The 26,261-nt window shown below is 43.3% G+C and carries 17 protein-coding genes and 1 pseudogene; 1 reads left to right on the top strand and 17 read right to left on the bottom strand.

Annotated elements, in window-relative coordinates; all coding sequences use genetic code 11:
- Window positions 1–88 precede the first annotated feature (88 nt).
- From KI743_RS13335 to KI743_RS13310, 6 genes are all read right to left on the bottom strand, one after another.
- On the bottom strand, window positions 89–2,866 hold the full coding sequence (locus tag KI743_RS13335; protein WP_285466790.1) for a hypothetical protein: 2,778 nt from the start codon (window positions 2,864–2,866) through the stop codon (window positions 89–91).
- A 244-nt stretch (window positions 2,867–3,110) separates the two neighbouring features.
- A complete protein-coding gene (locus tag KI743_RS13330) occupies window positions 3,111–5,390 on the bottom strand; it encodes a hypothetical protein (RefSeq protein ID WP_285466789.1) in 2,280 nt (759 codons plus the stop codon).
- Window positions 5,391–5,677: 287 nt separating this feature from the next.
- Window positions 5,678–7,228 (bottom strand): hypothetical protein, encoded by a 1,551-nt coding sequence (locus tag KI743_RS13325; RefSeq protein WP_285466788.1) that lies wholly within the window; start codon window positions 7,226–7,228, stop codon window positions 5,678–5,680.
- A gap of 1 nt (window position 7,229) precedes the next feature.
- Entirely contained in the window at window positions 7,230–7,802 is a 573-nt protein-coding gene (locus tag KI743_RS13320) for an ECF-type sigma factor (protein WP_285466787.1), read from the bottom strand.
- A complete protein-coding gene (locus tag KI743_RS13315) occupies window positions 7,802–9,238 on the bottom strand; it encodes a chromosome partitioning protein ParA (protein ID WP_285466786.1) in 1,437 nt (478 codons plus the stop codon). The genes KI743_RS13320 and KI743_RS13315 overlap by 1 nt, the downstream gene beginning before the upstream one ends.
- Window positions 9,239–9,240: 2 nt before the next feature.
- A complete protein-coding gene (locus KI743_RS13310) occupies window positions 9,241–10,533 on the bottom strand; it encodes a serine/threonine-protein kinase (RefSeq protein ID WP_285466801.1) in 1,293 nt (430 codons plus the stop codon).
- Between the two features lie 343 nt (window positions 10,534–10,876).
- Between KI743_RS13310 and KI743_RS13305 the strand changes: the two genes are divergently transcribed.
- On the top strand, window positions 10,877–12,118 hold the full coding sequence (locus KI743_RS13305) for an NADH:ubiquinone reductase (Na(+)-transporting) subunit B (RefSeq protein ID WP_285466785.1): 1,242 nt from the start codon (window positions 10,877–10,879) through the stop codon (window positions 12,116–12,118).
- 78 nt (window positions 12,119–12,196) lie between these two features.
- On the opposite strand, the pseudogene KI743_RS13300 reads toward KI743_RS13305, so the two are convergent.
- From KI743_RS13300 to KI743_RS13250, 11 genes and pseudogenes are all read right to left on the bottom strand, one after another.
- A pseudogene (locus tag KI743_RS13300) lies at window positions 12,197–12,454 on the bottom strand (DUF6482 family protein); the annotation flags it as partial.
- Between the two features lie 348 nt (window positions 12,455–12,802).
- The gene (locus KI743_RS13295; protein ID WP_285466784.1) at window positions 12,803–13,570 is read right to left on the bottom strand and encodes a TatD family hydrolase; all 768 of its coding nucleotides are present in this window, start codon (window positions 13,568–13,570) and stop codon (window positions 12,803–12,805) included.
- A gap of 11 nt (window positions 13,571–13,581) precedes the next feature.
- Window positions 13,582–15,000, bottom strand: coding sequence for a Qat anti-phage system QueC-like protein QatC (gene qatC, locus KI743_RS13290; RefSeq protein WP_285466783.1), 1,419 nt, complete (start codon window positions 14,998–15,000; stop codon window positions 13,582–13,584).
- On the bottom strand, window positions 15,000–15,827 hold the full coding sequence (qatB, locus tag KI743_RS13285) for a Qat anti-phage system associated protein QatB (protein ID WP_285466782.1): 828 nt from the start codon (window positions 15,825–15,827) through the stop codon (window positions 15,000–15,002). The genes qatC and qatB overlap by 1 nt, the downstream gene beginning before the upstream one ends.
- A complete protein-coding gene (qatA, locus tag KI743_RS13280; protein ID WP_285466781.1) occupies window positions 15,827–17,725 on the bottom strand; it encodes a Qat anti-phage system ATPase QatA in 1,899 nt (632 codons plus the stop codon). Before qatA ends, qatB begins: the two co-directional genes overlap by 1 nt.
- 554 nt (window positions 17,726–18,279) lie before the next feature.
- The gene (locus KI743_RS13275) at window positions 18,280–18,738 is read right to left on the bottom strand and encodes a hypothetical protein (RefSeq protein ID WP_285466780.1); all 459 of its coding nucleotides are present in this window, start codon (window positions 18,736–18,738) and stop codon (window positions 18,280–18,282) included.
- Entirely contained in the window at window positions 18,735–20,789 is a 2,055-nt protein-coding gene (locus tag KI743_RS13270) for a hypothetical protein (protein ID WP_285466779.1), read from the bottom strand. Before KI743_RS13270 ends, KI743_RS13275 begins: the two co-directional genes overlap by 4 nt.
- Window positions 20,786–22,519: a hypothetical protein gene (locus tag KI743_RS13265; RefSeq protein ID WP_285466778.1), complete on the bottom strand. Its 1,734-nt coding sequence runs from the start codon at window positions 22,517–22,519 to the stop codon at window positions 20,786–20,788. The genes KI743_RS13270 and KI743_RS13265 overlap by 4 nt, the downstream gene beginning before the upstream one ends.
- Entirely contained in the window at window positions 22,512–23,834 is a 1,323-nt protein-coding gene (locus tag KI743_RS13260; RefSeq protein ID WP_285466777.1) for a site-specific integrase, read from the bottom strand. The genes KI743_RS13265 and KI743_RS13260 overlap by 8 nt, the downstream gene beginning before the upstream one ends.
- Before the next feature lie 105 nt (window positions 23,835–23,939).
- Complete coding sequence (gene gorA, locus KI743_RS13255) at window positions 23,940–25,298, bottom strand: glutathione-disulfide reductase (protein WP_285466776.1); 1,359 nt, start codon at window positions 25,296–25,298, stop codon at window positions 23,940–23,942.
- A gap of 229 nt (window positions 25,299–25,527) precedes the next feature.
- Entirely contained in the window at window positions 25,528–26,226 is a 699-nt protein-coding gene (locus KI743_RS13250; protein WP_150896059.1) for a glutathione S-transferase family protein, read from the bottom strand.
- Window positions 26,227–26,261: the final 35 nt, after the last annotated feature.

Below are 26,261 nucleotides of genomic sequence, written 5' to 3'. Positions count from 1 at the left end.
AATAGTATTTGAGTTACCATAGGCCAAAGGGTCCAGATAAAAGAAACCCCAGCGATGTGCTGGGGTTTTTGTTTTGAGTTCGTCGAACTTAGTCTTGGATTAGTGGAAGCTTATCGATCACTTTTTCCATTGATTCTTGATCATATGAGTACAGGCCAAACTCCGGAGCTGATACGTAGTTCCATTGTGGTTCCTCGCTCCATTTTACCCCAATGTAGAAATCACCAAACTCACGTTGGATGTAGCGGTAGCGTGTCTTGTAATCAGAGTCAGCCCCTGTTTCCTCTAGTACAATTCCTTCACGGCCAAAGCTATCAAGTTCGTAGCTCAGGTTTCCTGGCGTTTCAAAGCCTGTAGGTTTGATTGACTTGTAGTCGTATGAGTTTTCAGCATATACAAATTGACCAGCAGCATACGTTAGCGGGTAGCCATCAAGCTCAGGATCGAATTCTTCTCCAGCCTCAACTGTAAGATCGAAGTCAGTGAAACCAGAGATGATTTTTTCAGAAGCTGGCGACGTTTGTGCAAATGTAGAAGACGTTGAATCGAGCCAGAATAGTTCGTCTTGATTTACTTTCAAGATGATCTGGTATTCGCCTTCTGCTGGTTTATGTTGATAAAGCATTTCATAGATACTGCCTTCTTTATCAATCATTTTTCCATCATTTATTGTCACATCCATACAATCTTTGTCCTGGTGCGACATGTAATCGTTGTGCTTATCTAGCTCGGCTAACTTAGCAAAAGGTGCATAATTATTACCCCATTGATCAAGTGCGTCACTCATGTTGCCTGAGTAGTTTTCATCGCTATTCGAGCCCCAGCAGAACAATAGCCCGTGCTCGTCTTTAGCAAGTGATGCGTAGCCGATTTCACCGTCATTGTCGGCAAAGCTACCCATTTTCCACTCTTGGTTATTGAAGTGTGCTTCTGTAAATCCGAGTTCTGGCGCTGGTGGATCAACTTCATCACTTGGTTGTGCATTTGGCAATGCAAAGGTCACCATTTCAGATTCAATGTCATTCTCTTCACCGCCAGAGAAGTTTATCCCTTTTGCCACATATAGCATGACACCATTAGTTTCCGATGTAGGTGTACCTTTCAGTGTGACTAAGCCACTTGCGTCTACATCTACTGAAACGCCTGGGATTGGATTGCTTGGTGATTCATTGTCGTGAGCAGCGTAGTTTGCGTAGTATTCAACGTCACCAGAAACATTTGAGGTAAATAACTCACTAATATTGAGTTGCTCAGAGAACTCTTCACCAGCCTTAAGTGACCAGGTGTTAGTGATAGTCTTTTGAAGCTCGGCTTCAACCGCCTTGTCGATAGCAATATCACCGATCGCAATAACTGGTAAATCAAAACTTGCTGGCTCTGAAACCATGAATGTTGCAGCGTGTCCATCATCGGCAGTGATGTTGAACTGTTTGATATCTTCTGTTGGCGTTTCCGGGTGACCTGAGATAATTAGTTTGCCTAATTTAGCATCGTATTTTGATGTCAGACCTTTTACAACAGAGCTAATGTTAGAGTCATAAGTTAGAGTATCGTCCTCACGGTCTGTAAATAGGCCGCTAACAGATAGTTCTTCTGAGAACGCTTCACCCTGTTTCATTACCCAGTTGTCAGTAATCTCGCGCTGTATTTCTGATTGTGCTTCTGGATCTACTTTTGGTGCAGTGTTTACCAGCGAAACATCGAATGAGAATGTAGTATTTAGTTCACTCAGTACTTTTGAGCCAGCAGTGGCACGATCATCAGCTGTTAGAGTAACAATGTAGCTGCTTAGGGTTGGTACAAAGCTTTCCTTTGCTGAGATTGTTAATATCTCGCCCTCTAGCGTAACAGTAATCTCTTGTTCACCATTCACTTTCGCGCGAGCGGTAGCAATGCTTTGATACGCTCCTTCAGCGCTGTACTTATCTTGGAATAAGTTTTCAGGGATAGTAATAGTATGCGTAAACCCTTGGCCTTCAATGACTTCTAATTTCTTAAATTCAGATTCAAGGGTAGCTTGTGCACTAGAGTCAACGAGTAGCTTGTAGTTAGATACAGCGGTTTCTGGTTGGCTTGGATCGATAACAGGCTTCTCGTTCACAAGTTCATCAGAGCCCATGTTTTCTTCTGTTACGATCTCTTTAGATGCTTCTACAGCAGTTTCTGTAATGCTATTTGCATTGTTTGCGTAGGCTGTAGGATCTTGAGCTTTTGATTCTGTAAGAATTTGTGCTGTTTTGTGTAGCTGGGCGCTTTCAAGATCGTCTTTTGATGTAGCTACAAAGTCTGAAAATAGATCGATAGGCTCTTCAACCGAACCGCCTAGATCTTTATTGACAGTAGCTGTTGCAGCTTCAATTGAGCTATCGTTTTTTTGCATTTCGATAGCAACAAGATCGGTAATCGGCGAGATAACTAATGAAGTTTTATCTGTACCTTCAGGAGTTCGGAACACAACACTGTTAGCCATTGGCTGGCCTTCATGGTCCATGTCAGTCGTGTAAACGTCCATGAAATCAGAATAGCTATCGGCTTTGGAGCTTAACGCTGAAAGTTCTTCAGCAAGTGCTTTAGTCATATCACCCGGACGAAGTGTTTTTAGTGCCAGTTTTCCATCAATTTCAGTATCTGCTGGAAGTGTGATTTTTCCATCTTTGTCGGTTAAGCCAAAGATAGTATCTGTGCCAACCTCTAAAACACCAGATTGACCTACATCGTCAAATACAACTGCATTTTTAAAGTAGCCGTCAAAGCCAGTAATCACAATGCCACCCGGAGTCGCTCCATCTGACGAGCCACCGTCTGAACCGCCACAACCTGATAGTGCAATTGCCACTGACGCTGCTAGTAAACTAACCTTCTTCATTTTTTTCATCCTTACCGAGTGAAATCTGTACTTATTCGAAGTGATATATAAAAACTGGCAAGGTTTTACCGTGTAGAAGACTGTGGTTCAAGATACGGAAAATAAGAAAAAAACCGTAAAGAATCTTATAAAAAGTGGATGAAATATTGGGTGATTTCTGAAGTGAATGTGTTGTAGGTGTTTGTATTTGCTGAGTAAATAAAGCCCCGCGAGAGCGGGGCTATGTATTAGATAGGGGAGTTAGTTATTTGCCCCAAGCGTCATGGATGCGTTTGATCGCTTCCTCTTGATTTGATTTGATAAAGAAAAAGCCGTTGTCATCATGGCCGTAACTATAACCTTTGTTGTGATCGCCAACACCGATAGTTAGTTCACCAAAGTCGCGGTAAGTAAAGTAGCGACGAGTTACAACACAGTTACAATCGTCGTTGTCTTCAACTAGACCTAGGTATGGATTGATCAGCGTTTCATCGTAATCATCAACATTTTCACCAACAAGCCAATTATCTGACCAGCTTTCACCTGGTTCGGTGATTGGTGTTGCTGTGTACGTGCCCTCTGCAAGATTCTCAGCATTCTTACCCGTCATTGAGTAAGCAAACTTATCCAGTAAAGGGTAAAGGTCGTTATATCCACCGTCATCATCAACAAGTAGGTATTCATCAAGCGTTACATCAACAGTCATGTCGTTTTGGCTTGGGTAAGAGAACGAGTTGTAGTTAACACCACCTTCTACTTCTGTTGAGTCCATCCAAAACAGCTCTTTATGACCAGTAGACTCTTCAATAAGCATCACAACCTGATAATCACCATCTTTCGTGATATTTTGGTAGAGCATTGTTGCCGTATCTGTACCTGCATCACCAGGTAAATCGACAGTGCCGTTATTGTTTAATGTGACTGCGAAACAGTCGTCATCTTTGAGTAGATTCTCACGACCAAGATCCCAGTAGTTGTGCTGCATGTTGTCTAGCGTGCTTAACCAGTCTTCACGACTAAGTGTTGAGAAGTCACTTGAGTCATCTGTCGCAAAACATAGTTCATTCTGGCCGTTGTTCACGCGTAGAGATGCAAATGCTACCTCTGCATCACCGTAGTCAAAGCTACCCATTTGCCATACGCCACCTTTATCGAAGTGTGCTTGAGTGAAGCCTAGTTCTGGTTGTGGTGGTTCTACTGGTGTACCTTCTAAGATTTCAGGTAACGTAAATGTCACGTAGGTTGGTTCGTTATCATTATCAACGCCACCGACATTGAAAGTTTGTCCTGCTGGGTATGACTTACTTGGTGTACCTGAAATAGTAACGATTGAACTTGTGTCTTCCGTTGGGGTAATTGTTAATCCATCAACAGTTAGACCTCCAGAACGATATTTAACGATGTCACCGTCGGTATCGTTGAATAAGCTTGATAAGTCGATAGTTTGGTTGAAGACTTCACCTTCTTGAAGTTGCCAACCATCAATGACACTTTGTAGTCTTGCTTTTTCTTCTTCGACGACTTCTGGTGCTAGGTTCTCAGCTAACTTAATGACTTTGAGATTCAGCGGGTATGACAATGCACCATGCTTATCTTTTGCGAAGATTTGGTAATCGTAAGTGCCCGCCTTAGTAAGGTCGCCACTGATAATGCTTGTAGTGCTATCGATCACTAGCCCGTTCAGATCGTTAGCGAGCTCTTTGAGTTCGAAAGCTAATTCATCGTTATCTGCATCTTGGAAGTAAATAGATGTATCGAGTTCTACCCATACGCCTGATGGTTCAAGAGTAACACTCTCCAGTACGCCATTCTTGTTGTCTACGGGACGAGAATTAGGAGTTACAGTGATTGGCTGAGTCGGATCTGCTGGAACATCAACAATTGGAGAGAAATCATCAATCTCTTGTGACGGGTCGACAATGATAGCTTGAGCTTCTACTGCAACAGCTTCAGTCAGTTCTAGTTGCTGTTCGATAGTTAAACCTGAGTTATCAACCAGTGTTTCACCGATAGCGTTTAGTGCTTGTGCTTGTTCAGAACCATCAGCAATGTAGTCACCAAAGATCAGATCTTGAGAGGCTGTTAGACCTGAATCTGTTACCGATGCAACTACTGCCGCTTCCGCATCTTCTTGAGTTAGAGTGTCATCACCAGCTAGCTGCTCAATAACCATATTTGTCATTGGGTTGATGATAGTTGAACCTGCAGTTGTAGCGAGTTCGAAGCCGCCAGGAACTGTAACTAGACCGCGTGTTTTATCGATTGTTTTGTTTTCGATTGCTTTGATAAATACAACACTGTCTTTGTGCTCGCTCGGTAGAGTGAATTGACCATTTTCATCTGTTTCGACGTCTAGTTTCTTATCAGAAGCATTAAGTTCGAAGTTGCCATCTGTATCAACCCATACCTCAGCATGTTGTAGGTAGCCATCGATAGCGGTAATCACCACACCACCTGGTACAGCACCAGAGCTATCACCATCTGAGCCACCACAACCTGTTAGAGCGAAAGCCACTGACGCTGCTAGTAAACTAACTTTTTTCATTTCATGTCCTTTGTAGAGAGCTCTAGCCAAGCCCTATTTGTTTCATTCTTTGATGCTTGTATTAATTGGGTGAATGTTTTACTTAGAATCGATCGCTTTTTCAACATACGTAAAAGCAGAAAAAAACCGTAAAATTTATTTGATTTTTATTCGAATAATTGGCGTTTGTGACGCAACGATGGAAGGGAATTGAATAGTAGGATATGAAATAGTGTGTGGCTGCACGCCACACTACCTGAAGCCGATACTTATATTTTCAGTACCGGCTTGCAGGCGTTATGGAGTTTTTAAGCGTTAGGATCTAGATATCGAACATTGAGTTTCATCTCTTCAACCTTATGACGCCACTCTTTCTTGGGGCGGAGTATGATGCTAAATACTTCGCCATGTTTGAACTTATCGAACTCGAAGAAATCAACATCAAAATAAGAGTACTGAAGGTGGCCTAGTGGTTGCAATCCACATTCGATAGGCTCAAGTTGTTCACCCACGGTTTGACCAATGATGTCGCCGTATACCCCTTGCCCGCCAACGGAGAAGTGATCAAATTTGTCGAGCAAATCTTCGCAAACCACTGTGGTGTTGTAAGACTGCACATTTAAGTCGCCATCCATCTCATCAGGCCAAGCTGGGTTACCGAGTTGGTAGTTACTAATATGCATGCCATACCAGCCTAGGTAGTAGTGACCATCGTTAGCTAAATACATATAGTTGAGTGGTGTTAGCTGCAGAGCTTCTAATCCTGTCACAGTGTTTATGCGTTGTTCTATTTGCGCTTTCGAGGCCACCGTATAGGTTTCATACTCATTGCCCATTTTAACTTGTGTCACATGAGCGGTCGTGAACGTAGGGTGACTTGGGTAGGTCTCTAAAATTTTCCAACGCATGTCGGTGTCAAAAATGGACTGATTGCTAGAGACAACCAAGGTATTGCCATCAACATGATACCCTCCAACTTTACGCAGATCGTGCTCGTTCGGGCAGGTGGTTAAGTTGCTTGAAGAGGCAAAGAACACTTCGTCATTAATGAACTTAAACGCCTCGCAGTAGACCTTTTCATAGTTGTACGTCTTACCAGCAAATTGGTGGTTGGTTTCTAGTCGATACCAAGTTTCACCGATCAAAGGGTGTAAGCCATCTTCCTCTAAACCTGAAGACATGGATGGGAGTGAAAAGCTGGTGGTCACCCAGGCATTCTCTTCTGAGCCGTGATAATCATCTTTAGCGCGAGCAATCAGCTGAGTGGGCGATTCTCCGACTTTCGGGGTGCCTTGAACGCTTGTCCGACCGCCTAGATTTGAAACCGAAAACTTCGGGTGATTGACAGCAATCTGTGTCGTCAACAAGTCACCATCAGGGTCTTCAAATAGGCCGGTAACATCAATCGAGTAGTTAATCGGAGAGTTTTCGGTAAAAGACCATTGATTGATTTCGTGTTGAATACTTTGCTGTACTGCTGGGTTTACTTGTGGTTTCTGGTTGCGATCGGCGCGGTCTTTGTCGTCAGCGACAATCAAGGTTTCGGTATCGCTGTAAAATTTCTCAGCTGGGTCCTCAAATCGATCTGTTTGGCTTTCGAAAGTAGCTGCTGGGAATGAAACTTCTGACAGGGTTGGCTCGGCTTTGCTTTTTATCAGCGTTGTTGATGAGGTACGATTTTGCGTAGGCTGAGCGTTCACGGCGGTCTGCGCGCCTACAGCGGCAGTTTGTTTGACTGAGAGTAACGAGTCACCTCCGATTAGACGGGGTGCATTCACCTCTTCAGAAGCAAGCCAAGGTGGAAGCAGAGCGAAGGCTCCACAGCCAGATACAACCAAGAAACAGAGGCGTTTTTTCATGTTAAACCAGTTTGCTTTGCAACCAACAACGGGAGAATTTGAGGTCTTTCTCTATCAAGCTCGCGCTGCACTCAAGTAGCTCGCTGATCTCATAGTTTCGCATGCCCATTAGATACTTGAGCTTCAGCGCCTGAGATTGACGGGGATAGTGAATGCTAAAGTTATCAATGGCTTTGTCCATCATCATGAACTGCTCGAACTTATCACCGTCTTGGTTGCTAATTATGGTCATCTGCTGACGCTTTTGTGCCTGAAGGTGGCGAGCGTTATCGATAAGAATCTGGCGCATCACCTTAGCCGCCATCAAAAAGAAATCTTTTTTGTTCTCGATCGATTGCAGGTCTGAAGACGATATCTTCAGGTAGGCATCGTGAATTAACGCGGTGGTGCTGTTCATGCTGTCGCTCAGCACTTGGTTATCTGTGCCGTACTTCTGTGCGCTCCGAGTACGCTCTTGTTGCGCGATCTGACGAAGCTGTAAGTACGCGAATTGGTACAAGTCTGCTTCGGCGCTTTTGTCGCCAGATTGCCATTGGTGGATGATCTGTGTGATATCTGGAGTTGCAGTTGCCATTAGCTGTTAGACCTCACTTTAGTAAACTCAGAAACAGATAGGGTGCTGATATTATGGGATTTATCTGGGTTTAGCGAAATTTTTTGTTTGAATCTGTAGAGGATGCCTTGGTCCCAGTTTTTACCTGCAGGCAGGTATTCCCACGCCGTGAAATGCTGTTGAGGTATGGAGTCGTACCAACGAACTGAAACATTCATCTGAGCAAGGGATGCTGTTGGCTCTGGGTTACTCAACCACCACATGTCGCCAAACTTTTCAGTCACATCTTTTGTGTATTGTTGGTGGTTTGTCGGACAGGTTTCAGGTTCGCTAGGCCCTAGCAGAATGCGTTTATCCTTTACCAGTAGGCACTCTGTGATGATGTCCGCGTGCTGGTATTGGGTATGCTGCCAGATACCTTCATAAGGAATGCTGTTACCACGCTCATGGGTGTAGGTGAACCAGATCATCTCGCCCTTGTTGGCATGACGCATATGCTCCTTCTGGCCCAAGCCTTGAGTTTTCTCCATCAAGAGTTCGGTCTCGGTATCGAAGTCCAAAGCGACCGTTCGATATTTCCAGTCTCCTTCATCGTTGTAGTCTTCGATTGAGAACCCACTTAGGTCGTGGCGAGTGCAGCCCGTTTGTGCGCAACTAGTAAAGCCTGTCCAACCATCGCCAACGGATAATGGTTCACGGATGATCTCTTGAGGTGTGTGGTAAGGACGCAGGTTGCAGCCGTTGAAGTAGTCGCCTGTTCCAGGGAACTGAATCAGCTCAGTGTCGGTAATCTGGTAGCTTAACTCGCCAATTGGCCCTTTATATTTTGGGTTAGCCTGATGAGCCAGATCGTAGAAGCAGGCTCTGCCCGCATAATCCTTTTTGGCGATGATGACGTTGTGCAGCACTTTGTCTTTTGGAGAGAAGATGATCTCTTCAGATGCAAAGTTATCCTTGATGTATTCCTGACTCTGATTCAGGTGTTCAGCCGCTTCCTTAACGGAAACCAAATCGATCCCAAGGTCTTGGTCATCTAGGTAGCTTAAATCTAGGTTTTTAAGTTTCTTTTGAAACTCGACATCCGACAACACCTTGCTGGCTAAGATGATCTCATCACGGTGCTCCGGCGTGTCATCTAATGACAATAACAGGCGCGTCATATTGATGCTGCGACTTGGGCGGGTCGATGACAACGTTGGCGTAATGACTTCTTGGCCGGATAGGGTAGTCAGTAGGTAGCCCGAGTTATCGGTGCCAATAAAGAAACTCACGATATCACCTGAGTTGTATTGGAATGCCCCTTTATCTGTGGTGCCAGAGAGGTTTGAGCTGGTCTCGTAGTAGAGGCCCGAAACTGGTGAATCGATAAAGTACCCAGTCAGAGATTGGCTATCATCAGCGTGCGCGGTTAGGCTCAAAGCGCACGTTGTAATAAAAGGTAAGAGAGCTTTTTTCATAATCAGTTACTAGATGAGTTTGGTTTATTTTTATTAGTCACGGATTTTTCTGGCGCTGGCGTTAGCATCGCCAATAGCATTTTTTGCTTAACGTCTTTGGGTAAATCTGGGTTCGATAATATTCGACGCCTTGTGAGTTCAAGCATGGTACCTACCGACATTTTGGCGGCATCACTGCCCTTAGCATGAAACAGCAGGCTTGTTACCTCGTACATCATCTCCTCGGCAACTTGCTTCTCTTTTTGCAGTTGCAGGTTCTTGTTGAAGATTGCAGTCGAGAAGGTAGCGCCTGAAATCAATAATAGAATAGTCAGGGCACTCTGTACTGGACGACGCTTCAGTAGCTTAGATAGAGCATGGAGCGGGTGTTTCTCTCGGAGCGAAATAGGTCGGCACTCCAACATGCGTACAATATCTTGGCGCAACTCACTCACGCTGGCATAGCGTCGATAAGGCTCATGGTGCGTCGCCTTTTCAACAATAAGGTCGATATCTAAGTTGGAAGATGAGTCAAAGATCAATGCCAGGATTTTACCCAGAGAATAGATGTCACTTTGCTGAGTCAGAAATTGCCCGGCTGCTTGTTCTGGACTTGCGTAAGCCTTGCTATAGGCCGTGAGCAGAGATACGTCGGTGTTTTTGTCTGGAACGGGCTGCTTAACCTTTTGAGTCAGGTTGAAATCCAGAATCTTAGGTGAGCCTAGTGGATCAATTAGGATGTTTTCTGGTTTGAGATCGGCGTGCAGTACCTGCTTTTGGTGTGCGTGCTCGATAGCAGAACAGATCTCTTTGAATAGGTTGAGCTTTTGCTTTTCATTCAAAGAACGATTCTGCAAGTGCAGCGAAAGTGTCTCTCCCTCTACACGCTCCATGACGATGTAGACCGACTCCTCATAGACCCCACCATCGAACACTTTGGCGATACAAGGGTGATTGAGGTGAGCCAGCAGTTGCGCCTCTTGAAACAGAGCGTGTTCACCTAGGATATGTGAGAGTGCGGGTTGAATGAATTTGACCGCAAGGTCTTGCTCGAAGGTTCTGTCTGCTCGGCTCGCAGCATAAACAATTCCCATACCACCGCGACCCAGCTCATGAGAGATCTGGTACTTGTCTACTAAGGTATTGGTGAGGTCGAGCTCTGTTTCAGTTGCTTGCTGTGCGTGGAAGCCGAACAGCGATGTGATCTGCTCTGAAGGTTCTTCGTTAATAAGTGGAAGAACTTGTTGGTATAAGCCGGGTTGTTCAGCCTTTAATCGCTCTAAGTAAAGACTTTTTTCTTTATCTGACAGATCCATGAGGTGATAGAAAACCTCAGTGGAGCCACTGCTTTGTTTTTGCACAACTGATCTTTTTTATATCTTTATTATGCGAGCATTCTATAAGAGTTTTCGATGTTTTTTCGACATTTTTATCAATTACATATGAAAAAATGAGCTAATGAGTCGCATTTTTAAGAAGAAGGGTGAAAATTTCAACGTGTGATCTTCTCCCCAAAATTTGAGCCTTACTTTTTCTATCGCAAAGCTGAAGTTGGGTAAATGTATGAGGGTTTAATTATTGGTAGAGTTTATCTAAATTGCTCTCAAACACGGTTTGTTTCGTATTGCTAGTGACTCACTGAAATGAGGTTACAAAGATATGAAATTGAAGAAGTGGATAGAGGGGGTCTCTCCTCAATTCGAAGCGGGTGGTAAGTACGAAAAATGGTACCCATTATATGAAGCGGCAGCGACCATATTCTATACACCCGGCCATGTGAATAAGGGGCTGACCCACGTCCGAGACAGTATCGATCTCAAGCGCATTATGATCATGGTGTGGCTAGCAACTTTTCCTGCGATGTTTTGGGGTATGTATAACGTCGGTCATCAAGCTGTCATGGGGTTGAGTGCGACCTACTCTGGTGCAGAGCTGTTAGCCGTGATTGAGGGAAACTGGCGTTTGGCTTGGGCCTTTGGTAGCGCAGAAGCTCTCACATCAAGTGGTTGGTTAAGTCAGATGTGGCTTGGTGCTCTCTATTTCTTGCCTGTTTATGCGACGGTATTTGTAGTAGGGGGCTTTTGGGAGGTGTTGTTTGCCATCGTGCGCAAGCATGAGGTGAACGAGGGCTTTTTCGTCAGTTCGGTGCTGTTTGCTCTGATACTGCCGCCAACGATTCCACTCTGGCAAGCTGCATTGGGTATCACCTTCGGTATTGTGGTTGCCAAAGAGATCTTTGGTGGTACAGGCCGTAACTTCCTCAACCCAGCTCTTGCGGGGCGTGCCTTCCTCTACTTTGCTTATCCAGCTAACATGTCTGGTGGCCTAGTATGGGTAGCGGCAGACGGTTATTCAGGTGCGACACCATTGAGCCAATGGTATGAGGGCGGTAACAGTGCGTTGATGAACAACATGACCGGAGAATCAATCTCTTGGATGGATGCTTTTATCGGTAATATCCCAGGTTCGATGGGGGAAGTATCATCGTTGCTCATTATGCTCAGTGGTTTGGCACTCATCGTGATGAAGATAGCTTCATGGCGGATTGTCGCAGGAGTGATTGTTGGTCTTGTGGCGACTTCTAGTTTGTTAAATCTGATCGGCTCAGAAACCAATGCGATGTTCTCTATGCCTTTCTATTGGCACTTTGTACTTGGTGGTGTGGCCTTTGGTACCTTCTTTATGGCGACCGACCCGGTATCTGCAGCCTTTACCAATAAAGGGAAGTGGGCCTACGGTATTTTGATCGGGGTGATGACGATAGGAATTCGAGTGCTCAATCCGGCCTATCCAGAAGGCATTATGCTCGCAATACTGTTTGCTAATTTGTTTGCGCCGCTGTTTGATTTCATTGTTCGTGAGGGCAACATCAAGCGCAGAAATCGACGTATGGCGCGTTAGCGAGAACAGCGTAGGCAAAAAAGAGGACTTACTGACAAGTCCTCTTTTCAATTGGATTGTTGTGCAATGGATAGGTAATCACCATCTTAGGTCAACGCTGAGTGGCATATCGCTACCACACTGCTCACCACACATTTCGTCGTAAGCGCTGTTATGAATCAGGGTCGCTGACGTGATTGATTGGTCGTTGAAGTGATCACGCACTTGGTTAAGGCTCATAAACTTTTTCGGATGATGGTCACTGTCCATTACCAGTCTACGGTTATGGTCTGTGACTTGATAAGCAAGGTAGATGCCGCCTTCAAAAGATTCAATCAGTAGGTTCATAACACACTCCGATGTTTCATTAAGAGGAAATCCTTGTCTGTTACGTTGAAATTTTGAGCAAAGTTCAGAGCGGGCACAAAAAAGCAGACCGGAGTCTGCTTTCTTAATCATTCGATAATGTCGCTTATGCGATTAACGCATGGTAACGAACTACTACGACACCTGAGTTCTGGAAATAATCTGTAATTCTTTATGAATAAAGGCATCAAGCTCACTTTCCAGAAAATTGAGTTTTTTCTATGGAAAATGCTGAAAAGTGGATGTCTGAGAACGGTTATTCCAGAAAATTGTACTTTGATAATTTAGAGGATTGCTTCGTGAACGACAAGCTTCTCATGATGGAAACACTAGCCTGAGCTACTTGAATGTTGTTGCTAGAAGCTCAGTAGAATTTTGAAGAATACTGTCCGAGAATTCTTCATGATGCATATTCAAGTGCGTTGCAATTTTTACGGTAGTTTCTTTCAACAGCGTTTTATGAAGAGCGGAATCAAAGGTCTTACTAGTAAAAGGCAAATCAGTTTCTATAAGTACGGTCTCCTTAGGAATATGAGAAAGTAAATTTTGTCCACTTTTTGTTCTTATCATTTTATGATTGAAAGAAAACTTAGCCCCAATATCTAGTAGTTTACTGGCTTGTGTAACAGAACCAGTAAACCAATGCATAACTGGGGTAAGTGAGTTGGTGCTTATTTTTTGTTGTAGGAGTCTTATCAGCTTAGTCTCTGCTCTAAGACTATGAAGCGATAGTATTTTCGTCTTCGAGCTTTCTGCGCACAATTCTAAGATCTCAGATAGAACCATTTCTTGAGTAGCTAAGCTTTCTTTGAAAGCCGTTGAACCATCTAGTCCTATTTCACCAACAATTGAAGCATATTGTATGTACTTGCTGAATGAGTAATGATCGTTGAAACGGGAACCTATGAGTTGAGGATGCATTCCTAAGGCTGGAATCATGCCAGTTATGCGTTTTGATTCCTCGACATTCTTAGGCCATGCTAAGGGAGTTGTTGTGACGGCTATTGCCGCCACTTCTCGATCTAACTTAAGTGAACCATTATCAAAGCCTGGAAGCAAATCACAGTGGCAATGAAAGTCGATATATTTAATATCGTTACCAACCATCAAATTCACTCCTAATTTGATTTAGTTACTGTGACATCTTTAACCAACCCGTATACTTCACTAAGTCCACGAGCATACATGTCAGCAATATCGGCCCACTCATCATATACACCTTGTAATGTACCTGACTTATGAATCTCTATATTTGGCTTGATTAGGCCCTTTTTTAATCGAAACCCTGCATACTGAACAGATAAAATGTCTTTAGACTCGGCATATACACTCCCATTTTTCCCTACCTTGATTTTAGCCGTATTGAAATCAGGAATTGCAACATATTCGGTATTATCAGCTATCAAAGCTTTCTGGAAAGAGGCCTTACGGATGAGGCAAGGATAACAATATCCGCAGTTACCATTACCCCCTGAACCGCCAAGTCTATTCGCTTTAAAACCACCTTGATCCCATCGCATTTTACTTTGCGATGCACATGACAGTGTCTCATGTGCATGTTTAGTCAATAGTGATTGGTTTTTACAATCCGCCATCATTTCGCCTTTAGTCATATGACGATATGGATTAATCAACTCGATATTCAAACCGAGATAATCGAATATTTCTCCCATTTTGCACATAAAGTTAGGGTGTACAGTTTTTGTACTATTCGCACCTAATCTAAGTGGATCTAACGGTACATTTAGGGCGATAAATCCATTTTCAGGCACTATCAATTTACATGATTCACCCATGCTAGATGCTAAATACGCTGCCATAGATAAAAACATAAAAGAACGTGACCTTTGGCTGTTCTCCGAGTTTATTTCTTGGTTGCCACTTTTAAATACGCTCTTGTCGAAAATCAAACAACCCTTTACATACCCTTTAAAGTATTCTGGGTAATGCCCTTTTAACGCGTGCTCGACCTGATTTTGGTAGTTTTGTGTACCATCTTTTGCATAATGTCCAACAAACAAGGTGTCGATATTGGTGCTTAGCAAGTCAATAGCACCGATGAAACTATCTAACCCTCCAGAGAGAAGAGAAACAGCTTTAACTGGTATAGCGGTATCCGAACCTTCGATAACTTCTAAGTGATGCTTTGCTTCTCTTTCTCGAAAGTGTAAGCTCCAGAAATCGCCAGTGATAAATGAAAGTAATTCTTCTATTTTTCCTTTTAAAGGTTGCCATATACCTACTTCGTTAACTGGGAAGTAGATATCAAACTCACGAGTCCACCCATCTTGCGAGTAGTCATCCCGACTAATGCGTGTATCTGCTGCGTATATAAGTGCAGAGAGATTCAATAATTCCGAAGCATATAAATTAGGGGAAACTAAATGTTGCTTAGCTCTCTTGATAAATGCACCCACACCATATCTGGTTTTTGATTGATCCTCAGGTAACTCTACTGAAATTACTATGCTATCGTTATCTACAAGGGATACTTGGTCATTGGAGTCGATCAAACCGACAACGGAACATCTTTTCATTATTCACCACCAACTGATTCTAGAATTTCAAATACGTTTGTGTATATTTCATCAATTTTACCAACCAATGCCGTATCCATAATATCTAAGCCATCAGAAGTCAGGTTTGATACTGCGTCACTAGCACAACCTTCAATGTACCCCCCTAACTCTCTTAAAGTATTTTGCAATTGCTCAGGATTAGCTTTTTCCGCCACAATATTGTTTCCGATATCATTGATGATTCTTTCGGTAACACTTTTACCAATAAAACAGCTTAAGCTTGCTTTAATCTGTTCAGGTGTGATGGTATTTAAGTCAGTGACACCTATTGTTGTTGTCATTTCTATGACAGTTTCTATATAGGCACTTCGCGTCACAGCATCAGGGATATTGCTAGTTGAAACGTCGCAGATTTGGTCAGATACACGAAGTAGTAGTTCATCCGCTGTTTCATTTGGCTTTAATGTTAGATTAAAGCTTTTTGCAACAGCATCGGTTCCTCGCTGCGCAACATCGGTCAAGAACGATAGTAGGTTTCCAGCAGCTTTTGTTGAACTACCCATTCTTTTTACTGCGGAACTTTTACCTCCAGTATTCTTAACATACCGACGGATTCCGTTTTTCATAGCACCTGGATCGCCAGTACGAAAAAAACGATTCATCTCTCCGCGAGGGCTCCTAAAACGTTGTCCACTCTCTGGCTTAATTTGAGGCTTTGGAACTACATCTGACGCATCATCACCTTGCTGTTGTTGAGGTTCAGATCCTCCACCATTACCTTCAAGCCATGTTGGGACTAGAGGGTTTTTACTATTTGGGCCTTTATTTTGTGTCGATGTACCCATTATTTATCCTTTTTTAACTGCTGATTTGCTGTTGCGGCGAGTATTTTATTTTCACTTTCAGACCAGTCTTTAAGTAGTTCATTCAACTCTTTCCTTGCTTCTTCGGTCAATTCTGCTCGCTCCCAACCTGAAACAGCCCAAGTTCCAATTTTACGTTCGGGAATCTCTGTAATGCCTTTCAATAGCTTTAGTTGAAGGTCTTTGAAACATTTACATAATAGAATTGCCCCATGATAGTACTCAGGTACTTTTGGTGCGCTAGAAGTGCTTTGAATTTTTGTAATCAGGAGATCCATTAACTTACCTGCATCATCAGAAGACAGTTGTTCCACTGTGCTTTGTGCACCAGCTACTACTAGAGCTTCTCCTGACAGAAGCTTCAGTGCTCGTTCAATTAATTCGCTACTTTGAGCCAGACCGATAAACTTCACTTTCTCTCGTGTTAAGAAGAAATATGGTGCCAGCTTCATATCGGATAGGGCAGGCTCAATTTTGACCCAGTTGCCTAGCCAATCGTCTTTTTCGACATCAAATAGGAGTTTTTGAGTTGATGGTACTGCTGCGTTTGAACCTTCTTGGGCTTCATGGGAGTCAGGTTCTTCTAGTGCTTTCAAGGAGTGTGGCTTTCCTTCAGGATTACTTAAGCTATCAAGTCTTAATATTTCATAAGCATTGGGATTAAACCTTTCTAGGAGCATCAATTTGATTAACACATTTTCTTTGATCGCTTCTTTATAGCCTGCACTTTCGGCTACCAGAAGCCTGGTCATAAATGCATTCAAAAATCGTTTTATTTGACGCGGATTACCTTTTGTTCCCAAATTTAAAGCTGGCGCAATTTGAGAAGCCATAAAGAATAACTCCTTGTCTTCTTCCGACAGGCTTTTCCCAGTTAAACTCTCAAACTGTTCAATTGTTATGCTTCCTTTTGCCCAAGGTTCTTTTAGGATTGAACGGGCATGATCGAGTACTCTATTAAACTCATTGCTATCTTGACTGCAAAGACTTTCCGCTATTAGCAAAGCCAGATAAATCGATGTCTCGTTCTCATTAAGAGCGGGAATTCTAAATGGGATCTGTATGAGCTTTTCTAAGTAGTTTCGTGTGTATGCCATACCGCCAACTTCTTCGGAAAGGTTGGGAAAGTGACGACGCACCGAATATTCGATCATAGTTTCATCAGCCGCAACAATGAACGCAGTATTTGGCATAAACAAAAATAGTTTCATCGCTTCCATAGTGGCGATAGCCGTGTCGGGCAAGCAGCGATCAAGATCATCTACTAGAATTACAAGTCGGTCTATGTCTGCGGCTTTCAGAAGCTTTTCATATTCTTCTCTAAACTCTGTAATTTCGGTGACAACTCGATTATTTTTTGGACTCCCAATACACCCTTTGAGTTCTGCTAGCCCCTTTGTAATATCTTCTTGTTTTAGGCTTCCTGCTTTAGCCGTTAAGGTATCGATTGCAGTTGATAAGTCCTGCATTGTTCCTGGTGTTGGAATCCCAGTAAATGCTGTGACCCCCCAGTTAGCAACGGTTTTTGCTGTTTTAAACCAATCAACTCGCTTTAAGAAAGAATCCGCTGAATCTTTAAATCCTTCTATTGCCGATCTGTTCTTTATCAAGTCTGTAGTGATTTGCTGCATCAATGCAGTTTGAGCATCCTCTAACCCTTGATACAGCCAACTGTTAAACCTAACGCAAACAGTTTTTTCATCTTCTTTATAGGAGTTCTCGATCATAGATAAAACAGTGGACTTACCTGCTCCCCAGTCGCCATGAATGCCTATGGAAACAGGAAGCCTTTGCTGATCACTAAGTAGTTTTACTATTGCGTTACTTATGGATTGATAGTTCAGTAGGTCTACCTTTGATTCGTTATCAGGCCAAAGCACTTAGGTTTCCTTACTCAAATTTATTGAGAATGCGATTTATGAAATGTATGGCAATGGGGTTGAAGGAGCTTGCATAATCTTTCGAAAGCTGCTTCGAGTATTGCGTGTCAAGCCACTATGCTACTAGGTAGATAAATGTTCAATTAGTTTCAATTGGTTAGTTGGATTTTTGTGGGTGAGTAACGAGGTTAGACACAGCTTCTTACTTTGAGATTGGAACTCTTCACCTCTCTCTGATCAGAATGCTCACAGTGAAATCGTGCAACTTTCTAATGTGATTTTTCCTGTAGTCGGGCCATACATGGTGTTGGTGGTAAATACTATTAGGGTAAGTTCGTACTAGAAGTGCCTGCTTGATATGAAAAGCTGCGTTATTACGTTAAATAACCATCTTTTTGAGATATTTGAACTGGAACCAGATAGTAAAGAATTAGAGCTGATAGGCGTTTGTTGTTAATTCGATGTAAGGTTTTTGAGTTACACTTTTCGTACTATAAATTGAAACTGAGCCAGCCAGAAGGACTGGCTCTATAGCGGAGCAGACCGAATTAGCTCTACTTTATGCTTGTTACTTGACTGCGTTTTGCTTTAGCTAGGGCATCTCGTAATTCCGCATTTTCATTCTCTAGTTCATCAACTCTAACTAAAGCCTTTCTTAGAGCATCATTTAAATGATGCTGCTGCGTTGCAAACTGAGATAAGGTATTTTTTAAAGCTGCGTTTTTTTCTTTGTAACCTTCTTTGATACGCTTTTGGTCATTGAGCTTTTCACGAACGCTATCTATATCAGGGCGCACTGTTTTGCCCTGAACTTTAGCAATATCCGCTTTTGCTTGCTTCACCTTTACCACAAAATCAGGGTAGTAGTAACCACTACCATTACCTAAGTTGGCTTCTTCTTCTACGGCGCGAACACTGAGCTTGCGAGTGTTCGGGATGCGTTTGGGATTGCCTTGAATAATACGCTCCAAGGCTGTTTCTAAGGCGATTAAAGTGTTTTCTTTTTTACTCATAGCTCAACAACCTCTATTGGGTGCTCGTATGCGGGGAACGGCATACCAAAGTCTTTCATAACTATTTCCGCCGCCCGTATTTGCGTGATGTAATGACTATACTCGCTTGGAGATACGTCCATATCTCTGGCAAGGTAGGTGGTGAGTGCTTTATGTCTTTTCTGCCACCATTTAGCGTTGTCTTCATCAATGATGCTACTGCCACTACTGCAATCGACACAAAATGCAGGGTTTACCACACCGTCCATATCGCAGTTGTATCCATTTTTACAATAGGTATGTGCCGTGCCATGGAGGGTGAGCGTCTTATTTTTCACAGCCGCATAAATCACGTTCCATGAGCTATAGATGTGAGGAATCTCATCGCGCATTTTGACGATAGCTTTCCCGTGTGAGCCTGAAAGCTTTTGCTCTGAATGCACCATGTTGAAAATCTTATTTGCAGTGTACTCATCGTTGGCATTATTTAGTGTTGTTTGCAGTTCACTATCTATTTTTAATAGCTTCAAACTCGCAAGTCTTCCACCATTGGTATACCACTCGGTCATGGATAGATATAGGTGTTTGAATTGCTGTTTGAGCGATAGTGTTGTCCCTAAGCGATGCTTAATCGTATAGAACGCTAAAGAGCGACGAAATTGATGGGTCGTTAAACGCCATGGCTGGCCCACCTTAATGTATTTTTCTATTTTATCTTTAGACTGAGGATTTGATTCTACGCATTCTTGATAATCAGACTCATTCACAGTGATATCAAACTGCTGACAAAAGCGTTGTAGACGACCATTCCAGTCATCAATTACGATAGGTGGCTTAGATCGAGCAGTATGATTCACCCACAACGTGTTGTTATAGAGAATATTTACTTCTTTAAGGGCAATTCTCCAATGCTTGGTTAACGTTGCCGCCAGTGCAATAGCTTTTTCTGCAATAGGCGCAGCGACCCATGTTTCACGTTTATCTCCCAGTTTGAAGGTTCGTGATTGCAGCATGTGGTAGTCACGATTGTCAAAGTGTTCACGGTAATAGCTTTTAGGTGTTAGTTCCCCTAGCTCTGAATCACGCATCCCTGAAAATGCTCCACAGCAGATATAACAAGCGGTTATCAATTGACTGTAATAACGCTTGAAATCAGTACCATTTCGTATGCTAGATAGTTCGTTAATCGCCCCAAGGTCAGTCTTAATAATGTCACTCTTTTTTTGGGGTTCGTGTTTATTTATTTCTTGAGCGTATCTGGCCGTGTTTGTGATGTTACCCTCAGCATCAATAAGCCATTGCAATCTGCCTGAGTCGATTTTTTTATCAACAGCGCTCTTTCCTGCTAGGTAATTGGTTTGTAGGCTGTATTCCATATGTGCGATTTCTTCACGATAAGGGTAGGCATCCTCAACTAATTCGATGGCTTTTCCAAAAATTGCATCCCCGATTCGCTCTGGGATAACTATGGTTTGTTGGGCTTCCTTGTCACTTAACTTAGCCGCTAGAGTTACTGAATTTATTTCATCAATACCCAGTCTCTTATTAAGCCAAGGTTCGAGGCGCAATACGCTATTGATTGCAACAAAAATCTTCTCTAGATTATTTTTGCTGTAATCTTTTTGGATTAACGCATCCTCAAAAGCAGCCCACTTTTTACTATCACTGAGCGCAGAGAGGGAATGTTTGTTAATGCTAGCTAAAAAGTGATACACAGTTTTTAGCTGAACTAAACGTACAGTTAATGTGCTAAGTGTTGATGCTTGGCTTGTTCGACTCGATTTGAAGAAAAGCCAACCGTATACGATTAGTTTTAGTTCTAATAGCAGAGATGGGGATGATGAAAAGGCTTCAAAGTCAAAGCTAGCTCTATCACTTTCTTTCCGTTTGTAAGGGGACATATCCCAGTGCATATCACCAAATCTAGCAACAACGTTGCTGTCACGGTCTTGGCAAATAACAACTTTATTTAGCGTGTTCCAATCGCCACTTTCGACCAATGCCACCACATCTACAGTCTGTGTTTTTGCAGCTTCAGGATAATCTGATGGGTACTGAATAGATTGACTCATTGTGATATATCCTTATTGGCTTTTACTAACGGGATAATCGACTCAGCTTCCTGCCATGCAGGATGACGCCCTTCTTCATTGAGTCGATTCTCTGCTTGTTTGACAATGGATTTATTTAATCGAGGAAGAATGTTAGCTTCGATAAACTGGACAGTGTTCTCAAAGTTCTGTCGGTAATGATGAGCATCAAGGTGTAGATAGAGTGATTCCTCTATGGACTCTTTAAACGACAGCAAACACCAGATATCAGTAACCGATTGCACAATAACCTGTGCAGGGCAGCCAAAGCATTCCAGCAGCTCTGCACAGGCTAGTTTTTCTCCATGTGATAACTTGTGCTGACTGGCTTTTCGGTTGAATTTTTTAGATTTCTCACCGAATGGATCAGCACAGCTCCCCCCGTTCGGTGTTCGACTGAGTTGAGGTATATCGGCTTTTTGTGACAGCTCTATCGTCAGTACTTCTATTTGCAATGCTTTTTGTGCGTCTTTAGCAGAACTCTTATCTGTTGCCTGTTGCTGCCTTAAGAGTGCAGCATCTTGGGTCATGCCTTGATTCTCATGTCGATTGCCTGTTGAGTAGTGTCTTCTACGAACAGACTCACTGTTATCAAGCGTGATATTTTGTGCAATATCACCCTGAAAGTGCCGCGTAAGTTGGCTGCCTGTTTCTCTAAAGCGAGAAATGACAGGGCGTAGCTTTCTGCCTCGTTGGTCAATAAATGAAAAGTGTTTAGCAAGCCACTTTGAATGAAAATCAACAAGCAATCTAGAACTTATAGGGCTTGCCTTGTTGAAAACGCATGTCTGTAATAATAGCGAGTCATCAGAGTTGTCGATTTCCCTTGATACTGCCAGCAAGGTATCGAAAAATTGCATGGAATATTTGGGGATATCGAGTGTGTGTTTACCCATTTCAATGTGAATTAACTTAAACGCCCTGCGCTTAAATGCTGGCATGGTATACCACACATCTTGAGTGGTGGTGCTGACGGTGTTGGGGCGAGGTAAACTAAACAGCACACTGGCATTTGAATAGGTGTAATAAGAAAGCAAATACGTGGCGCTAGCCATCATTTTACTGACTGCACCACATAGCTGATAGGTTTGCCCTTGCCAATGAAAACTCATGGTTGGGGAAGCTTGATGAGCCTCCATATGCTTTTTCGGTGTAGCTAAGAATTGAGCCGATGTTTGTTTGAAGAGTGCTCGTAAAAAGGGAAGCAACTGCTTTAAATCACTCTGGCTGTAGGCTTCGAATGGTTCACTGTCATTTTTTGGTAGACTGACAACGTTATGAAACCACTGGGTGGGAAGGTCAAGTAGATTAAATACTCTGGTTAACCCTGAACGAATGGATGCATAGTGAGTGTTTTTTGTCTCCCTGCGCATTGTCCGTTGATGAAGGTGTTTGGTATATCCTTCCAATGAGGCCTGATTGAAAGCCTTACAATGTTGCTCGTCACACCATTCAAGGTAATGGCGAGTTTTTTGAAAGAGGTCGAGTAAGGTTTCTTGGCTATCTCCCTCGCTTATTTTTTCATCAAAACGCGTCTTTAGTTGGATAACGAAGTCATCGCGCTCAGCAGATGGCGTGAACTTACCCGACTGAAGAGCTTTGGTGCTAGGAACGGCTAAATACAGCAAACGATTGAAATCACAGTTTCTGCCTGAATCTAGTGTGAGGCATAAGTCTTTTTCCCAGCCGTGGAGGTACTGAATATTACTCATCAATACCCCCTAGCACTTCGTGCATAATGGAATCGAGCAAGGCAAACTTTTCTTTGAATACCTCTTTACGCTTGAGGTAGCGGAGGTATTTCCATGTCGTACTTTCGTTATTGTGACCCATCCAGCCCATAAGCAACTCTAGTGCTTCACAGGCTTGTAACCCAGCTTCCAGTAGGTCATTGAGCCGATAAGTGCCATAAGTGGCTCTCAAGTCGTGAAAGCGGTGATTGAAAGTAAGGTCTTGAGTGCGAATAAGATTACGTAAATCCGTCCATCTTGCGCCAATGACTGTTTTATCGACGGGATTGCCTTGCTCACTAATAAAGAATGGTTCAAAACGCTCACAACGCTTAAATGCGTTGAGTTTTTCCTTTTTGAGTATGAGTTCGCCATTCTCTATCGCGACCAGATTGTCATTAAGTTTATTCAGCCGTTTTAGTCGGCGTTCACTTATGAGGTAGTTTTGAAGTGAAGTAAGAAGCTCAATCGATATCTCTACGTACCGCTCTTTCCCGTATTTAGTATCAACCCCCGTTGATGGCCCAATGGGAACTTCATAACGATGTGAGCTTTCTGCAATAGGAGTGGCTGAATTTAGCGCTTTAACGGTGAATGTACTGACTTCTTGAATACGAAGTCCTGCTTGAGCGGCCAATAGGCATTGTAATTTAAATTCCTCAGACACCTTTGGTAGATGGCTAGCAACCAATGTCAGAGACTCCCTACTTAATGGAGAAAGTGGGCGTACATTCTTACTTTGACTATCCTTGGCAACCCGTATGCGCAAGTCGCTGGTATCAACAGAGAAAGTTGGCTTGATGTGAGCTAACATGCCTGTGTTTTGTACTTGAACTATCTCAATTTTGAACGGTGCTTGTTTTTCGTTTTCAATACGTAGGATGCCCTCATGCATAGCCCAGAGATAGAAGCTTTTCACATGATTGATGTAGGTATTGGCGGTACTTTGACTCAGGCGGCTTTCTTGTACCTCTGTGAGTAAGTAACTGCGAAAAAGGTAGGTTGGTTTTAAGCGTTTGATTGGAGGAAAATGATCCCAATTCAGGTTCGTTTCCTCTAAGAAAGACCAGTATTTTAATAGTGCGCGAGAGTTTGAATTAGTGTCTTTTAATTTTTTGACGGCTTTCAGATCAAAGAAGTAGCTGTTTACCACCTCAACAAATTTACCCTCGCTGTTGAAGAGCGTGGGTAATGACCCTAAGTTTTTGCCTTTTGGTGTATATACAGGTTGACCATCTTTATTCCACTCAATCTCTGTTTCTGTATAAACATCGTCTGAATAAACTAGTTGGGCCATTTAGTTACTCCTGAAAATAAAAAACTGGTCATGCACACAAGTATGCCTGACCAGTATTGATCGTTATTTCCAGAGGGTCAAATGTGTAGGGGTATGCTTTCTACACTAACCTGTCATAGTAACGAACTCTTCCGAACCAGTAGGGTGTATAGCCACAACAGAGTCGAAGTCTGCTTTGGTTGCGCCCATCTTCATTGCTACGCCGAAGCCTTGAATCATCTCGTCAACAGTGAAACCGATGCCGTGTAGACCAACTACAGTTTCTTCTTCGCCAGCACATACTAGCTTCATCTTACAAGGTTGACGGTGTTTGGTTACTGCTGTGTACATTGCAGTGAAGCCAGACGTGTAAACCTTGATGTTGTCTTTGCCGTACTTCTCTTCAGCTTCTTGAGTCGTTAGACCAATGGTGCCGATTGGTGGGTGGCTGAATACAACAGTAGGAACAAGATCGTAGTCCATCTTCGCGTTGGTTTTACCGTTGAATAGGCGCTCAGAAAGTTGACGACCCGCTTTAACGGCCACTGGCGTTAGCTCGATACCACCTTCCATGATGTCACCTACACAGTAGATGCCAGGAACGTTAGTTGTTTGGTACTCGTCTACCTTGATGTAGCCGCGATCGTTCGTTTCAACGCCCGTTGATGCTAGGTTGATAGCGTCAGTTGCTGGGTGACGACCGATAGCCCAGATTAGGGTATCAACATTTTGGCTCTCACCGTTTTCTAGGTGCAGAGTTAGGCTACCATCTGCCTCTTTAACCACTTCTTTTGGTACAGAGTGAGTGTGTAGCGTTGGGCCTTCTGCGTCCATCACCTCTACTAGCGTCTCGATGATCATTGGGTCAAAGCTACGTAGTGGAGACTCTTTACGGCAGAATAGGTGTGTTTCTGTGCCGAGTGCGTGTAGAACGCCAGCAATCTCAACTGCGATGTAACCAGCGCCGATAACCGCAACGCGTTTTGGTTGCTCAGCAAGCTCGAAGAAGCCATTTGAATCAATACCGTATTCAGCGCCTGGAATGTTTGGAATCGTAGGACGACCACCTACTGCGATCAGGATGTGATCTGCTGTGTAGTGTTCACCGTTTACTTCAACCGTTTTCTCGTCAACAAATTTAGCAAAGCCTTTAATTACGTTGACTTTGTTGTTGCCTAGAACACGATCGTAAGATTGGTGGATACGACCAATATAAGCTTGGCGGCTCTCAACCAGTTTGCTCCAGTCGAAGCCTTTTACATCTACATCGAAGCCGTAGTCTTCTGCGTATAGGTTCATCGCTTCTGCAACTTGAGCACCGTGCCACATCACCTTTTTAGGAACACAGCCAACGTTTACACATGTGCCGCCTAGGTCTTGCGCTTCGATAAGTGCAACCTTTGCGCCGTACATTGCTGCACGGTTTGCTGATGCGATACCGCCAGAACCACCGCCGATACAGATATAATCAAAATGAGTCGCCATTACTTTCTCCAAGAGCTTATTAATTTTGTTGATAACAATTACATTGGGGTGCGTCTGAGTGAACTCAACGCTATCAACATGAATTGTTATCTATCCTATGCTGCTATCATAAATCGAGTCTAGCAATTTACTAAATGGGAAAAAGTGACATTGCTTATGACAAATAGCGATGAGACAGCAACAAAGCGGAATAAGACATCGCTCCGCTTTGTTGAATTGGATGAGAAATTTAGCCACAGCAGCTGCTTGAACCACATCCGGTCTGAGCTTGCACGTCTTTACCATCAGCGAGATAGGTGTTGGTTAGGTAGAAGTCGCTAAACAGCTTAACGAAATCTTCGGAAACGGTTTTTTCGACTAACCCCGACTCTAGAACGTTCTTCTGCCACGCCTGCATCTTCGGTAAACCACAGAAGAAGTCGTAGCCAGAGTGTGCTTTCACGATCGCTGCACGGTGCAGCAGAGGTAGCCACGCCATATCAACATTGCTCATCTCATCTGATTTGAAGAACTTGGTGTTACCGGACAGTTGATTCTCGGCTTTGTGGAACGCCTTAATCAGCTTCTCTGCACGCTCTTCAAACGTTGCTTGGTTTTTGCTGCTCATGGTGCCGCACTGTGCCAAGTAGTGTTTAGAACCTAGGTAGCTCCATGCACGGTCTAATGCGCGTTGTTCGTTAGTCACGCCTTGCTCTAGTGGACCAAATTCATCCTCGATGTACTCAATGATCGCATCTGACTCAAACAGTGCCGTGCCTGACTCAGTCACCATCACTGGTACTTGGCCGTTTGGCGAGATATCCAGGAACCATTGTGGTTTGTCTTTCAAGCTGATGTATTCAATCTCGTAGGGGATCTGTTTTGCTTCTAGCGCTGCAGTAACACGTTGAACAAATGGGCAAATTTTGAAGCTGATAACTTTAATCATGGGGTCTTTCTCACTCTAAGAATTGGTTTACCTAC

Source organism: Vibrio sp. D420a, assembly GCF_030248625.1.
In the GTDB taxonomy this organism is placed as follows: domain Bacteria; phylum Pseudomonadota; class Gammaproteobacteria; order Enterobacterales; family Vibrionaceae; genus Vibrio; species Vibrio fortis_A.
This window is presented reverse-complemented; position numbering and strand designations above follow the sequence as displayed.

Excerpts from the sequence above, each read along its gene's own strand:
- KI743_RS13335 (WP_285466790.1), bottom strand. The coding sequence starts at position 2,866 with ATGAAGAAGGTTAGTTTACTAGCAGCGTCAGTGGCAATTGCACTATCA.
- KI743_RS13330 (WP_285466789.1), bottom strand. The coding sequence starts at position 5,390 with ATGAAAAAAGTTAGTTTACTAGCAGCGTCAGTGGCTTTCGCTCTAACA.
- KI743_RS13325 (WP_285466788.1), bottom strand. The coding sequence starts at position 7,228 with ATGAAAAAACGCCTCTGTTTCTTGGTTGTATCTGGCTGTGGAGCCTTC.
- KI743_RS13320 (WP_285466787.1), bottom strand. The coding sequence starts at position 7,802 with ATGGCAACTGCAACTCCAGATATCACACAGATCATCCACCAATGGCAA.
- KI743_RS13315 (WP_285466786.1), bottom strand. The coding sequence starts at position 9,238 with ATGAAAAAAGCTCTCTTACCTTTTATTACAACGTGCGCTTTGAGCCTA.
- KI743_RS13310 (WP_285466801.1), bottom strand. The coding sequence starts at position 10,533 with ATGGATCTGTCAGATAAAGAAAAAAGTCTTTACTTAGAGCGATTAAAG.
- KI743_RS13305 (WP_285466785.1), top strand. The coding sequence starts at position 10,877 with ATGAAATTGAAGAAGTGGATAGAGGGGGTCTCTCCTCAATTCGAAGCG.
- KI743_RS13295 (WP_285466784.1), bottom strand. The coding sequence starts at position 13,570 with ATGGTTGGTAACGATATTAAATATATCGACTTTCATTGCCACTGTGAT.
- qatC (WP_285466783.1), bottom strand. The coding sequence starts at position 15,000 with ATGAAAAGATGTTCCGTTGTCGGTTTGATCGACTCCAATGACCAAGTA.
- qatB (WP_285466782.1), bottom strand. The coding sequence starts at position 15,827 with ATGGGTACATCGACACAAAATAAAGGCCCAAATAGTAAAAACCCTCTA.
- KI743_RS13275 (WP_285466780.1), bottom strand. The coding sequence starts at position 18,738 with ATGAGTAAAAAAGAAAACACTTTAATCGCCTTAGAAACAGCCTTGGAG.
- KI743_RS13270 (WP_285466779.1), bottom strand. The coding sequence starts at position 20,789 with ATGAGTCAATCTATTCAGTACCCATCAGATTATCCTGAAGCTGCAAAA.
- KI743_RS13265 (WP_285466778.1), bottom strand. The coding sequence starts at position 22,519 with ATGAGTAATATTCAGTACCTCCACGGCTGGGAAAAAGACTTATGCCTC.
- KI743_RS13260 (WP_285466777.1), bottom strand. The coding sequence starts at position 23,834 with ATGGCCCAACTAGTTTATTCAGACGATGTTTATACAGAAACAGAGATT.
- gorA (WP_285466776.1), bottom strand. The coding sequence starts at position 25,298 with ATGGCGACTCATTTTGATTATATCTGTATCGGCGGTGGTTCTGGCGGT.
- KI743_RS13250 (WP_150896059.1), bottom strand. The coding sequence starts at position 26,226 with ATGATTAAAGTTATCAGCTTCAAAATTTGCCCATTTGTTCAACGTGTT.